The sequence below is a fragment of the Halomonas sp. ATBC28 genome, from assembly GCF_005937175.1.
GTDB lineage: Bacteria > Pseudomonadota > Gammaproteobacteria > Pseudomonadales > Halomonadaceae > Vreelandella > Vreelandella titanicae.
Genome location: NZ_VCQL01000003.1, coordinates 193,557 through 207,290, shown reverse-complemented (window position 1 = coordinate 207,290; position 13,734 = coordinate 193,557). Strand labels below are relative to the sequence as shown.

The following is a 13,734-nucleotide window of genomic DNA, read 5'->3' as shown; positions in this document are numbered from 1 at the left end:
GTGATGTTAGTAGTTCTCGGGCGAGTTCAGTGCTTCGACAAGAGCCTTGGCGAAGCGAAGGGCGGAGGGGTGAACGCCGGCTATCCAAAAAGTAGATGGTAAAACGACATAATCGCCTCGCTGCACACTGGGAAGGTAACGCCACATACCACTAGTTTCGATATTGTTTTCTATACCTATTGGGAATGCACTTTCGAGGACAACCAGTCTCGCTTCTTCCACATTAAAAAGCTCCCTGATGCTTACCATAGAATACCCCCACTGATTGGTTTTTTCTGTCCATGCATTGCTTAAATCCAATTGATGAAGCACACCCTGAAACATACTGTTGCTGCCATACACGCGGGCATATTGCTCAGTGACTAGTTGGACAATAAGTAGTGGGGGCTGAAGGCCTATGTTGCTTTTCAAGGTGTCGAGATGAGATTGCGTGTCTGACACTAGCTGTTCGGCGTTTGCTCTTTGATTGACTGACGTACCAACTTCAAGGGTAAAATCCTCAAGGGTTTCCCAAAAACCGTCACTTCTGTCACTAACATAAGGGTAGGATTCGAGAATAGTGATAGGTGCAATGCCATTTAGCCTTTGGCCTAGGCGAGTCTGACTAGGCGAAAGAAGTATTCTCTCAGGTGAAAGGTGATTGAGAAGTTCCATATTTGGGAAAGTCTGTGTCCCAATATCGGTGATATTAGCATCTTTATATTCACCTCCAGTCCATGTGTGGAAAGCAGTAATATTACCCAGTGATGCAGAATCAGGTTCAAGCGAGAGAACTGTTTCTGCAATCGACCAATCAAATACTGAGATGGGTGAGGCCGCTTTAGCTGCCATTGATGAGTTGGCTATTAACGAAAAGCATATGACATAAGCGGTCAAGCGCCAGTTCCTGGTGATGAAGCTGAATGGGTTCACTTCAGGCCCCTTCTGAAACGGTGGTCTGATGCTTTTATAGAAATGCCATGTCTTTATTGGCTGTCTATAGACTTTAATTTTTGATGAAAATAGTATTCAGCCCTGTTGATACAGGGCTGAATATCAATCATATCAAGATGATTTTTTAGAAATCATACTCCACTGTCATCATGAAGTTTCGAGGTGCGCCGTAATAATTATGCTTTGTAGTCCCCCTAACGGTAGAGTAATACTCTTTGTCTGTTAGGTTATTGCCATTCAATGAAACATCCAAATTCTCATTGACGCGATAGCCGAGCATGGCAGAAACAGTGGTATACCCCCCCTGTTCAATACGTGTATCACCACTTTCAGCGTAAATACTGCTGACAGTATTTACGCCAGCGCCAATACGCCAGCCTTGATCAGGCGCGTCGCTAAATCGATAACGTGACCATAGGTTGAAATTATGCTCAGGTGTGTCAGGCGAGAGTGTGAGCCCTTCTGAACTAGCATCTCTTACGAACTCAGTTTGGGTATAGGCATAACCTGCACTGATATCCCAGCGGGGTAGCAGTTGGCCGCTGACTTCGAGCTCGAAACCTTCGCTCTTGGCCTCGCCGATGGGAATTGAAAAGCCTGGGTTATTTGGATCTGTATAGGCGCGGTTAGTGTCTTCAATACGGAAAACAGCAGCGTGCCAGTTCAAGTTACCCTCAGAGTGTGAACCCTTAATACCGGCCTCGTATTGCTCACCCTCTCTTGGCTTAATAGGGTCGCCATCAGTTCCCACAGCTGTTTGCGGCGCAAAAATACCAGTATAGCTTGTATATAAGTTGAGCTCTTCGTTGAGGCGATAGATCAATCCTGCATAGGGGATAAATTCGGTGCCATCATCCCCGGACGTTTCACCACCAAGAAAGTTATTGGTTTCCCACCAATTGATACGGCCACCAAGCGCAAGTGTAAAATCATCTAAAATATTGAATCGAAGCTGGCCGTAGGAAGCATGTTGTTCGATATTAAGTTCTGTTCTCCCTGGGGTGCCGTCAAAATCTGGTTCTGTGCGGTTATGGATTGGGTCGTAAAGATTCTGGGGAAGGTATTGAGGAGCACCGTAGACCCACTCATTGCTTACTTCACTGTTTTGATAGCTGGCACCAAAGACAGCTTCATGGCTCGCCCCAGCCAATTGAAAAGGAGAGCTAACCTGTGTCTCTATATAATCGTCTTGCTTCTCTAGACCCCACGCGATCTGACGAATTCCAAAATCACCTGTACCTTTATCAGCAGTGAGAACTCCTTCACTACTTTTTCTTAGATTTGCATCACGGTTCAGGCGATTAGCTTTAAAGGTTATTTCGCCACCGTTAGCTAGGCGATGCTCAAGTTCTATAAAATAGCGTTGCGCATCTCCTGTCTGCTTATCCCAGTCGGATCCAAGATAGGTCGAGCGGTCTACGTTGGGCAGAGTGCCATCACTGTATGCCGGTAATCCAGAATGAGGACGAAACTCTTCATCTTGTACAGTAACACCCATTGAGAGTGTCGTTTCGGGGGATAAGTCAAACTCAAGCGTGCCGTAGCCGATTTGGTTATCTGAGTAAACGTGATCAATAAAAGAGTCTCTGTCATCGTAGACACCGACGAAGCGTCCCCGCACTCGTCCCTTGTTATCAAGCGAGCCGGTAACATCGACAGCACCCCGATAAGCATTATTTGTACCGGCAGAAAGGGAAACAGAGGCTTGGCTTTCAGCTAGCGCGCGTTTACGTACCAGGTTGATGGTGCCGCTGGGTTCACCGGATCCATGGAGAATTCCCGCAGGGCCGCGCAACACTTCAATACGATCAAGCAAAGCCGTATCGAATACTCCAGCGCTTTCCCAGGCGCTGCCCACATCCTGGACTGGACTGCCATCTATGAGAAAAGAATCGATATTATAGCCACGAGCCTTGATTGTGTACTGGTTCCCCCCGTATTCATTCACAGTGACGCCCGTAACGTTACGCATGGCCTCGGCCAGTGAGGTAGTCCCTTGATCATCCAGGCGTTCCCGCGTCACGACGCTGACGGACTGCGGCGTTTCCTTAACTGACTGCGAAAACAACCCGATAGTCGCGCTTGCACTCGTATAGGAATTACTGTTCTCGGTCATGCCGTAGGGCAGACGCGCTCCTGTCACCTCAACCGTCGACAGCGCCACACCATCTGGCCGCTCTTCCAACCGATAAGTACCATCCCCCTGCTTTACGGCCCTAAGGCTGGTGCCGTTCAGCAGTCGCTCAAGCCCTTCATCAACGCGATACTGACCTTGCAAGCCGGGGCTTTGACGCCCTTCTCCGAGCTCACCAGCACCGCTGATAAAAACTCCCGCTTCAGCGGCGAAGCGGTTGATGACGCTGCTTACCGGGCCGCTGGCAATGTCATAGTGGCGTGCTTGCTGCTGGGTGGACTGGGCCATGGCGGGCTGCGATAGCAGCGGTACGGCCAATAGTCCGGCGGCGGCGAGATGAACCGCCAGCGCCAAGGCGCGGCGGTTAAGCGTCGGTTGGTGCTTGGCAGTAAGCGGTTGAAGTGCAGTGCGCTGGTGGAGCATATCGGTTCCCCTTGCAGATACGTTTTAAGTGCTTATAAAGGGGAATCGAACCAGCGCGAAAAAAGGGAACCAGAAAAACCAATATTTGCTCTTTTTTATTCCTCGCTGGAGCTTGCTTTGCCTGCCTCGATTTTGATCCACCAGGGCATTACCCGGCGCACCTTCACCGGCAGCGTGGTCTCGACCATGTTAAGGGTGCGCTCTAGATCATTGAGCGGGAAAGCGCCAAGTAGCGTGAGATCCGCCACCGCCGGGTCGACCTCTAAGCGGCCGTGGTGATGCTGGCTCAGCTCTGCGGCAAAGGTTTTTAACGACATATTTTCTGCCAGCAAAACACCGTTGGCCCAGGCGGCCCGACTGCCGTCGGCGTGGCTGAGTTCGCCAATGCCGTCAGCGGCGTAGCTGGCCTGCTGCCCGGCGTCGACTACCAGGCGTTGGCCTGCATGGTTGGCATCACCAAGGGTCTGAATAGCCACCGCGCCTTCGAACACCGCCAGCAGTTCGTCGGCCTGGCGTTGGCGCACGCTGAAGCGGGTGCCCAAGGGGGTCAGTCGGGCACTTCGGGTATCCAGGTAAAAGGGGCGTTCGGGGTCTTTGCCGGTCTTAATCAGCACTTCACCCGCCACCAGTTGCAGCCGGCGCCGCTCCTGGTCGTAGTCGACGTCCAACGCCGAGGCGCTGCTTAGCCATACCTGGGTGCCATCCTCCAATTCGATGCGGGAGATTTCGCCGGTGGCGGAGCGGTAGTCGGCGCCCCAGTAGGCCACCCACTGGGGCAATGGTGTCCACTGCCAGGAAAGCCCTACCAGCACCGCCACGATTGCCAGGCTAGAGAGCCCACTCAGCAGATGCCACCGCCCCCGCCGTCGATGCCGCGCCGAGCTGATGACCTGGTTGGCAGCGTGGCGCTCAGTTTCATCCAGGTTGGCGGTAAAACGTCGGCTTACGCCCTCCACCTGTTGCCAAGCCCAACGATGGATGTCGTTGGCATCCCGCCATGCCTGCCAGCGTTGACGCTCCGTTGCCGACAGCTCCCCCGCTTGCCACTCGGCAAACCACTCGGCGGCCTCCGCCAACGCACGACGTTTGGCTGCTTCATCAGCGCTAGCCGCAGAAACCATTTAGAGGCTCGCCTCGAAGCCTGCTTCGATCAATGCGCACTGCAGCATGGCCTGGGCCATATATTTTTTGACCATGCGTTCGGAAACTCCCAGTTCCTCAGCAATCTGCCGATAGGGTTTGCCATGCAGTTGGGAGGCCAGAAAGGCGCTAGCGACTTTCTCGGGCAACCGCGCCAGCATGCGGTCGATTTCGCACAGCGTCTCGATGACGATCTGCTGGTGTTCGACAGAGGGCAAATGCGCCTCGGCGCTGGCCGCCAGGGCTTGCTGCCAGGCGCGCTCGATATCCTGGCGGCGCCAATGATCCACGCACAGCCCTTTGGCCATACGGCTGAGATAGGCCCTGGCACCGTCGAAACTATCCAGGTGGCGGGGCGTTTTCAGCAAGCGCACAAACGCATCCTGCGCCAGATCCGCCGCCGATTCACTGCATCCCAACCGGTGGCTGAGCAATTGCTGCAACCAAGGCTGATGATGGTGATACAACTGACCAAGGGAGTCTCGACAGCCGGTATGGTAAGCCGCAGGCTCGGCTGATCGGGGTGCCGCCGCCATATAAAAAGTGCCTCACTTCTACGAAAATGATTCTTATTCTTTTTCAATTCACAGACAGTGTCAATGCACAGTGCTCAACGAACCTCTCCACTTTTTGATATGGCACCCTGCAAAATACTACCCCCCAACAACGCCATCACCGTCACCGCCGCCATGCCTAGCGCCAGCACCGTAAACATAGCCGGGTAGCCCAGCCGGTCTAGCAAAATACCGGCGAGCACAGGCACAGCCAAACGCGACAGGGTGAACAGACTGGCCTGTAGACCGTAATCCAGCGCCTGATACCCAGACCGGGCGAAGTGCATCATCAGGCCGAACATGACGCCCGATAGCGCTCCCATGGCACAGGCCAACAGTCCTGCGCCCACCAGCCACAGGCCATACCCCGCAGCCATGTAACCCACTCCCCCCAGAGTCGCCAGGGCCAGCGTTGCCAAAGCGGCTAACAGCGGTAAGGCACGGCCAAGCCCAACACTTCGTGCCAAGCGTTGCCCCGCCAGGCTAGCCAGGGCGCCCGCTATGCCACCACCAACCCCCACCCACCAGGCGACTTGCTCCGCTGGCATCCCCAGGTCGAGCAACAGCGGTTTTAGATAGACCCAACCGGCGCCAACGAAGGGAAAGAGTAGCATCAGCAGGGCTACCCAAAGACCTGCGGCTGGCTGACGGACAAAGCCCATTGCCCCCTTATGGCTCACAGGTTGAACCGCTTCCGCTGCCGAGACATACCGTTGCCTGCCAGCCTCTGCCGGTACCGATATCCAGCGTAATAGGAGTCCTCCCACGGCCAATAGCAACGCCATCAGTACGAAGGGCACGGCTCCCCCTGCACGCTCGTGCACGACCAGCAACAGGCCACCGCCCACCACCGCGGCCAGAAACAGCGCCGCCGAACGAATTCCTCCGGCGCGTAGTCGCTCTTCGGCGGGCAGGCAGCGAATCGCCAGCGCGTTCACGGGCACATCAGCCCAAGTCGCCAACCAACTGATCAGCAGCACCCAGGCATAGAAACGCGGCGGCTGCGCCAGTGGGAAGTCGTACGCTAACCCTAGCAACGCCAAGCCCAACAAAAATCCGAGCAGACCAGCCCAGGCGCGATAGCCTCCGCCAGCGAGGCGACAGCGCTCCACAGGAACCGCCATTACCAGTTTGAGCACCGCAGGCAGGCCCGCCAGTTGCAGTAGGCCAATCTGGGTACCGCTCCAGCCCTGCTCACGCAGCACCAGCGGCATTCCCAACAGCAGATAGATACTGGGCAGCGCCAGGGCGAAGTGGAGCCAGCCGAATGCCAGTTGCCGGGCGGTCAGAGAGCGCATCATTTCGCCCTCCTACGCGCCACCAGAGCCGTGGCAGGCGCCATGGGAAGCGCAATCGGCTGCGCCTCACACACCTCGAAACCCTGCGCCAGCAGTGCCTGACGCAGATCACCGGCCTGAGTCACCCGGCGCCCCTGCCACAGCAGCGGCAGGTAATAGGACAGCATGCGGCGGGCCGCCTCGGGTTCTGCGGGAATTTCAGCGTGCACGCAGATCAACTCGCCGCCGGGCTTTAGTGCGGCATGCAGTTTGGTCAGGCAGGCCGAAAGCTCGGGCACAAAATGCAGTACCGAAGAGCACCAGATCAGGTCGTACCCGGTACCGATGTCATCCTTCACCAAATCGCCGCCCCGCACTTCAAGGCGCGAGGCCAGGCCGGCTTCGGTAATATGTTGCGCCGCCACATCGGCGGCTTCGGGTAGTTCAAAGACCACGCCGTACATATGTGGGAACGCCTTCGCCAGGGCAACAGCGACCAGCCCTGGGCCACCGCCTAGATCCAGCAGCCGCCAGGCTGATTCAGTCGCCCTCCGTTGTGCCACCAGTTCACAGGCGGCAGGCGCCGTTACCGCCGCCTGCTCGCGTGCCAGATGGCCGCGCGCTGCCACGGCCCAGCGCTCACCGTTGGCCAGCGGTGCTGGCCGGTTTTTCCCGCGCAAGCCATCGGCTAGCCCGGCACCGAAATCGCGCAGTGAAGCAAGTCGAAAGCGCCAGGCATCACCACAGTCTAACGCTGAGGAAGACGCCAGATAGCGCCGCGCCACCCCGCTGCTGGTGTAGTGCCACTCAACCGCCGCATCGCGGCTTCGGTCGAGCAGTTGCATGCTCCATAACAGCGTCAACCAGTGGCGCGTGGCTTCAGGCTGCCATGCGTGCATTTGCGCCAGGGCCTCGGGGGTGCAGGGTGACGCCAGCGTTTCAAATAGATCCTCTGCTAAGGCAAGCTGTAGAGCCTCGGCCTGTACAGCAGCCAGCGATAGATCCCAATAGGGTTGCAGCGCATGGGGAAGCGCCTCCACGGGCCGGTTCATAACGACACCCCCACACGCAAGCCAACCTCACGGGGCGGGCTGTACTCCCGTATCGTGCCGTTGAGCAAGCCCACTGCATCGTACTGTCGGTCAGTGGCGTTGTTCACATAGACCCCCAGTTGCCATGGCCCCTGTTGATAGCCGCCGGCCAGATCCAGCAGGGCATGACCGGGGCGGCTAAAGCGGTTGGCCGCATCCAGGTAGGTCTTACTCATGCCACTCAGGTTGGCCTGGGCATACCAGCCCTGGGGTGAGTCGTAGCGCAGCCCCAACCGACCGCTGATATCGGGCGCAAAAGGGTTGTGGTGACCGGCGTGGTCACCGCTAAGATCGTTGAACTCGCGAAATCGGGTACGATTAAGAGCCAGGCCCGCCTGGAGCGTCCAATGTCCGCCCAGCAGGTAGTCAATATCCAGTTCTACGCCCTGGGAACGCGCCGCGGCAGCATTGGTGATCTGCACACTACCGGGCTGAATAACTTGCTGGACTTGCATGTCGTCAATGATCATCCAGTAACTGGCTAACCCATAGCGGAGCCGTTGCGAAAACGCTGTCCCCTTGATACCCAGCTCGTAGGAAGCCACTTGCTCAGGTTCGTAGCCGGGATAGTCACTCTGAGCAGAGAAGGCGTTGAAGCCACCGGCGCGAAATCCTTCGGCATAGCGGGCATACAACCAGTCGTCGTCACCCAAGCGGTACTGCAGGGCCAACTGCGAGGTAACATCCCTCCAGCGCTCACTGCGCTGCCCGGCTCCCTGGGGCGTCAACGCCACCCGGCTCTGCTCTAAGCGCAGACCTGGTGTCAGGCGCCAGCGCTTGCCCAGCGGCAACGTCCACTGCCCGAACAGCGCGAGGTTCTCAGCCTCCAGCGTCGCCTCATTGCGCTGGGTGCTCATCGGGTTACGTTGCTCGAACTGCAGTTGATGATCATCACGGTCGCCGTACAGGCCTAGCACCCAACTGCTCCGCCCTTCATCGCCCTGACGCTCCAAGCGAAGTTCCTGAGACAAGGTGGTCAAACGCTGGTCGCGCCCGACGGCAAAGCGCTGAGCTGGCGTTAAATCGGTATCCTGAGTGACGCGATCACGGATCTCGCGCCGCGCTGTGATGGATCGCAGGGTCAAATCAGGCGCTAAGGCATGGCGCGCATCCAGGGAAATATCCCGTCCGCTTGAGCGGTTACTACCGGGATGAGGGGAGTCAATGCGACGCGTATCGTGACCGTTTGACCCGACAGGCCCCCAGGGAGCCGCACCGTCGCGGTAGTGTAACTGCCCATAACGCAAGGTAACGTCCGTATCCGCTGACGGCATCCAGAATAGACGTAGCCGCCCGCTCTTGCGCTGGCGGTCATCTACCTCCCCCGCACGCGCCAGGTTATCCACGAAGCCAGCCTGCTGGCGCCACTCCCCGCTGACCCCAAAATAGAGCTGCTCGGGTACGAGTGCCTGAGCGGCATCGAGGCGTAGCGCGTTCAGATCACGGCTGCCCAGCGTAGCCTCCAGTTCGGCATAGGGGCCTTCATCCGGCTGTCGGGTATGCAGGCTGACCACGCCGGCCTCGGCATTGCGGCCATACAGCGTCGACTGGGGCCCGCGCAGCACCTCAACCCGTTCCACGCCCTGCAGGTTGTGATCAAACCCTTGGCCAGCCACGACGGGCACCCCATCCACCAGCATGAGTACTGATGAGGAGAAAGCGGTGGCACCTGAGGTCAGCCCACGCATTACCGGCAGGGCGGTACCCGACTGGCCAAAGGGCTGAAAACTCAACCCAGGCGCGTAGCGCGCCAAGTCGCCAATATTGGAAGCACCGGCATCCGCCAGCGTCTCGCCGGAGATAACCACCAGGCTCGCCGGCACCTCTTGCTCAGTCTGCGCGACCTTGTTAGCCGTTACCTTCACCACGGGAAGTGCTTCCCCTTGAGCGATGCTGCCCACGCTGCATCCCCCCAGCAGAAGCACCACCACTGCATTTCTTTTCAACCCCTTGCTCTGCATCGCCCACCCCCTTAGCGCTGTTTCTGGCTCCCCGACTAGCGCGGGAACCTTCAAGGGAGTAGGCTAGCTATAAACGATATCAATTATCATACTCATTCATATGCAAACCGATTCACTTCTTATGCGTAGCGATGCATCACCTCCCATTGGCGACTCTCTGCAAGGTTCTCAATGCTGCGTGCTGGATGATGGCCTCTCGGTAGTGTTAACCCGCTACCGTGCTAAACAAGCGCTCGTCGAAGAGAGCCGCACACCCCATACGGGTGCAGGCGTGATTGTGACCTTTGGTCTACAAGGCCGCTCTGATTACCGAGAGCGCTGGGGGCCGCGCATCGATTTCGGCCACGGTCACACCACCGTAACCACCTTTGACCACAGCCAGGGGGAACGCCATATACCGGAAGGGGAAACAGTGCTTCAGTTACGCCTTGTCGCCAGCACCGGCTGGCTAGCGCGCTACCTGGGCGAGCGATATCAATCAGCACTCCCCGCCTCTGGGGGTATTCGACCGCTGGCTTTTCAGCCTACGTCGCCGGCCAGCCATGCACATTTGCAGGCGCTCCAGGTAAGCCTCCAAACAGGCAGCGCTCGGCTCCAGCAACACATTCACGCCTTGAGCTTATTGGGGGAACAACTCGAGACGCTGCTGCCGGATCCCAGCCCTACACGGAACATCGCCAGCGCAGACGCCGAGCGCATCGTCCAGGCCCGTGAGATCCTTCTCAGCGAACTGGATCGCCCCTTGACCCTGGCCTATCTAGGCGTACGGGTGGGACTAGGAGAGCAGAAGCTTAAACAGGGATTTCGCCGCATGTTTGGCACGACGCCTCAACACTTTCTTCATCAACAGCGCATGCACCACGCCCATACGCTGCTGGAGAGCGGTCAACAGGTCGCTCAGGCGGCCTATGCCACAGGCTACCGGCACCCCAGCAACTTCAGCTTAGCCTTCACACGCTTCTTCGGTTACGCCCCTAAAGCCATTAAGCAGCGCAAAAGTTGATAACAAGTATTGCGAATGGTGGTGCAGCTGTCCGAGCGAGTCTCGGCATAATTGCACACTGTCGCGCGACACACTACAATAGATAAAAGCCAGTTAGGCATAAGCCGGTACGATGGATGATTAAAAGCATCAAACATAAGGGACTAAAGCTGTTTTTCGAGAAAGGAAGCACCAAGGGCGTCCGTGCCGATCATGTTGACCGTCTCCGTGATCGTCTGACCGTACTGGACGCAGCCACGAGTCTCGACGATATAGCGGCTGGCAACTGGGATCTTCACCCTCTAACTGGAAAACTGGACGGCCAGTATGCCATCAAGGTGTCGGGTAACTGGCGACTGTTCTTCGAGTTCCGAGACGGTAATGTTTACCTGCTGAACTATGACGATTATCACTGATGGGAGAAGAAACAATGGCGATGTATAACCCCTCACATCCGGGTCGCATTATCCGGCAACGTCTGATTGAGGATGAAGACGGCCACAAGATTGGCAGCGTGGCATCGGTCGCTGAACAACTCGGCTGCCACCGTAACACCCTGAACCGGGTAATTAACGGCAGCGCCTCCGTCACACCTGAAATGGCATTGGCTCTAGAAAAATTGCATGCCGGAAGCGCCGAATTCTGGCTATCCATGCAAACCAATTATGACCTATTTCAGCTTCGCCATAACCAGGGCGCAGCTTAGCTAAGCGATACCGCGCAACCAGCTAGTACCAATCTTCAACCGCTAGCTTTTTAATGCGTTTAAATTCCCCAGTATTGTGGGTGACTAATGTACCTTGGTTGGCGAGCGCGGTACCGGCGATCAGCGTATCGTAGGGGCCGATAGGGGTTCCCTGCTTTTCCAGGGTTGCGCGAATTTGCGCTGAGGCTTTGGCTTCGGGTGTGGAAAACTCAAGAATCTGTACAGTGTCGATCAGTTTGTCGAGCTGCATCATTCTCTTTTGGGGAGCAGCCGATTTTGCAATACCCAGCTCCAGCTCGTACAACACAATCGCAGGTATGCCAACATCGCCAGGCTTTTTTGACAAGAGGTTATCGGCGACACTGCCCATGCCTTTGAAAAAGTAGATGAGCGTATTGGTGTCAAGCACATACATCAAAGTGGTTCCCGCTGATGATCGGTGCCGGCTCCTGCCCGAATCTCCTCCAGGGACGGAAACTCATCCCAAGCCCCAGCCAGTTCGACCACCGCCTGTGGCCACTCATTGGCAACCTCATCTTTGATCAGATTAGTAATCCATTTGCTCTTGGAGACATTCATCGACTTGGCCGCCGCCGCCATTTTCTTCTCGGTATCATCATCGATATAAATCGTAACTTGGCCCATGACACACCTTTTACCAGCAAGTATATGTTGAAATATATGTCCCTGTGGTAAAAGCGTCAAGGCTGCTGGCGGTGCAAGTGCTGGCAACGGGGCCTTTCTCTAACTGGAAAACGGGACACTCCGCCATCACCAGGGCATGGCTTAGACAAGCGATATCACTCGCCATAACTAATCATTCCAAGCGACTCACATCAATGACTACCCATTCACCCTTGCCACCGCATCGCGGCTGGCGGCTTCCCGCTGTTCGCCGGTGAGTTCAACCAACTGCCCCTGGCGCATTTCCAGCAGCCGGTCGGCTTGGTCGAAGTAGTGGTCGTCGTGGCTGATCACTACCAGCGTCTTGCCCAGCGCCCTAAGCTGAGGCAACAGCTCGCGGTAAAAGACCCGGCGGAACTGCGGGTCTTGGTCGGCGGCCCACTCGTCAAGCAGCAATAGGTCGCGCTGCTCGGCCACCGCCAGCAACATCGCCAGGCGTTTGCGCTGGCCCTGGGAGAGGTTGACGTTGGTGATGCGATCGCCGTCGAAGTCGAGCTTACTGCGCATGCCCAGCGCGGCAAGCCACTCCTCCATCAGCGCCGGGTCGGGTGACTCGCCCGCAGGGCCCATTAAACGGTCAAAGAGATGCAGGTCGGTATAAATCGCCGAAAAGTGCTGGCGATAGCGTGTCCAGTCTTCTTCCTGCAGCGGCCTGCCATCGACTCGAACGCAGCCGCTTTGGGGCTGGTAGAGCCCGGTCAGCAGCCTCGCCAAGGTGGATTTGCCACTGCCGTTACCGCCGATCAGAAACACCACCTCGCCGCGCTTTAAAGTCAGATCGATAGGGCCGATAGCAAAGCCCGGCCGGGATTCCTCATCCGGGTAGCGATAGCTGACTTGCTCCAGGGCAAGCACTTGCCAGTCGTGGCGCAGCGCAGAGTGACCGAACGCCTCGCGGTGCTCGGCCAGGTCTAAACTGCTGATTTTTTCAAACGCCACTCGGGCGTTAATCAAGGTCGGAAAGGCGCCAATGGCCTGCATAAGCGGCGCACGCAGAAACAGCAGCGTGAGTGAAAAAGTAGTGGCTACCTGCACCGATGCCCAACCCAGGCCGTTGGCCAAAAAGAACGCGACGCCGATGGCACCCAGCATCATGATGTTGAACCAGTTCACCGCGCTGAGATGGTAGGTATCGCCAAGAATAAAATGGCGACGGCAATCCTGTGCGTTAGGCGTATAGACATCGCGATACAGCCATTCGGCGCGGTCACGGTTGAGCGCCAGCTCTTTGCGCCCCTCGATCACCGACTGGTAATCCGCGTAGAGACGATCCTGTATTTCACGCAGCTTGGCCATATGCCCATAGACCCGGGCCACCAAGCGTATACCAATTAAAATAGTCACGATCACCCAAAGCGCGGTGACGCCCAGCATGGCAGGAGAAAGCCACGCCAGGTAAAGGGTAGCGCCTACCGTCAGCACCCCACCCTGCACCAGTTCCGGCAAGCGTATAAACGCAACGGTCACTGAACTCACGTCGGTGGAGAGGCTCGCCAGCAGACGCGCACTGCCAATCTGCTCAGCGCGTTCAATATTGGTATCCAGAATTCGCTTGATCAACTGCCCCCGCAGCCGGTAGACGAAATGGTGGCCCAACGTGGTCAGCGCCAACTGTGATGTCAGGGTAATGACCAGTAGCAGCGCTATTAGCCCCAGAAATTCAGGCAGGATGCGCCAGGGGTCGGTGAAGGTGCCCAGCAGCCGTTGATTGATAAAGGCGATAACACTGATGCCCAAGCCAGCGCTTGTCAGGCTAAGCAGTACCACGGCCACAAACGGCCAACGATAATCACGCCATACGATTCTGAACAGTTCCATTAACTTTGGCTCCTTGCAAGAGTTGAACGCT

General features: G+C 56.9%; 13 protein-coding genes. 3 read left to right on the top strand and 10 right to left on the bottom strand.

Features of this window, described 5'->3' with window-relative positions; genetic code table 11:
* Positions 1-6 precede the first annotated feature (6 nt).
* The 7 genes from E0L35_RS04535 to E0L35_RS04505 form a co-directional block, all read right to left on the bottom strand.
* Positions 7-876, bottom strand: a complete 870-nt coding sequence (locus E0L35_RS04535; protein WP_022521806.1) for an ABC transporter substrate-binding protein — start codon at positions 874-876, stop codon at positions 7-9.
* Positions 877-1,057: 181 nt separating this feature from the next.
* Complete coding sequence (locus tag E0L35_RS04530) at positions 1,058-3,490, bottom strand: TonB-dependent receptor (protein WP_138799751.1); 2,433 nt, start codon at positions 3,488-3,490, stop codon at positions 1,058-1,060.
* A gap of 95 nt (positions 3,491-3,585) precedes the next feature.
* Complete coding sequence (locus tag E0L35_RS04525; protein WP_022521809.1) at positions 3,586-4,611, bottom strand: FecR domain-containing protein; 1,026 nt, start codon at positions 4,609-4,611, stop codon at positions 3,586-3,588.
* Positions 4,612-5,166, bottom strand: coding sequence for a sigma-70 family RNA polymerase sigma factor (locus tag E0L35_RS04520; protein WP_022521810.1), 555 nt, complete (start codon positions 5,164-5,166; stop codon positions 4,612-4,614).
* 74 nt (positions 5,167-5,240) lie between these two features.
* Positions 5,241-6,485, bottom strand: a complete 1,245-nt coding sequence (locus E0L35_RS04515) for an MFS transporter (protein ID WP_138799750.1) — start codon at positions 6,483-6,485, stop codon at positions 5,241-5,243.
* Positions 6,482-7,513: a methyltransferase gene (locus tag E0L35_RS04510; protein WP_138799749.1), complete on the bottom strand. Its 1,032-nt coding sequence runs from the start codon at positions 7,511-7,513 to the stop codon at positions 6,482-6,484. Before E0L35_RS04510 ends, E0L35_RS04515 begins: the two co-directional genes overlap by 4 nt.
* Positions 7,510-9,513, bottom strand: coding sequence for a TonB-dependent receptor (locus tag E0L35_RS04505; RefSeq protein WP_138799748.1), 2,004 nt, complete (start codon positions 9,511-9,513; stop codon positions 7,510-7,512). The genes E0L35_RS04510 and E0L35_RS04505 overlap by 4 nt, the downstream gene beginning before the upstream one ends.
* Positions 9,514-9,634: 121 nt before the next feature.
* Between E0L35_RS04505 and E0L35_RS04500 the strand changes: the two genes are divergently transcribed.
* The 3 genes from E0L35_RS04500 (at position 9,635) to E0L35_RS04490 (ending at position 11,201) form a co-directional block, all read left to right on the top strand.
* A complete protein-coding gene (locus E0L35_RS04500) occupies positions 9,635-10,516 on the top strand; it encodes an AraC family transcriptional regulator (RefSeq protein ID WP_171051115.1) in 882 nt (293 codons plus the stop codon).
* A gap of 116 nt (positions 10,517-10,632) precedes the next feature.
* A complete protein-coding gene (locus E0L35_RS04495) occupies positions 10,633-10,911 on the top strand; it encodes a type II toxin-antitoxin system RelE/ParE family toxin (protein WP_138799746.1) in 279 nt (92 codons plus the stop codon).
* A complete protein-coding gene (locus E0L35_RS04490; RefSeq protein ID WP_201764715.1) occupies positions 10,911-11,201 on the top strand; it encodes a HigA family addiction module antitoxin in 291 nt (96 codons plus the stop codon). Before E0L35_RS04495 ends, E0L35_RS04490 begins: the two co-directional genes overlap by 1 nt.
* 22 nt (positions 11,202-11,223) lie before the next feature.
* Here the strand turns inward: E0L35_RS04490 and E0L35_RS04485 are convergent, their stop codons facing one another.
* From E0L35_RS04485 to E0L35_RS04475, 3 genes are all read right to left on the bottom strand, one after another.
* Complete coding sequence (locus tag E0L35_RS04485; protein ID WP_201304187.1) at positions 11,224-11,616, bottom strand: type II toxin-antitoxin system VapC family toxin; 393 nt, start codon at positions 11,614-11,616, stop codon at positions 11,224-11,226.
* Complete coding sequence (locus tag E0L35_RS04480; RefSeq protein WP_138799744.1) at positions 11,616-11,846, bottom strand: CopG family transcriptional regulator; 231 nt, start codon at positions 11,844-11,846, stop codon at positions 11,616-11,618. Before E0L35_RS04480 ends, E0L35_RS04485 begins: the two co-directional genes overlap by 1 nt.
* 198 nt (positions 11,847-12,044) lie before the next feature.
* Complete coding sequence (locus tag E0L35_RS04475; protein ID WP_138799743.1) at positions 12,045-13,703, bottom strand: multidrug ABC transporter permease/ATP-binding protein; 1,659 nt, start codon at positions 13,701-13,703, stop codon at positions 12,045-12,047.
* Positions 13,704-13,734 lie beyond the last annotated feature (31 nt).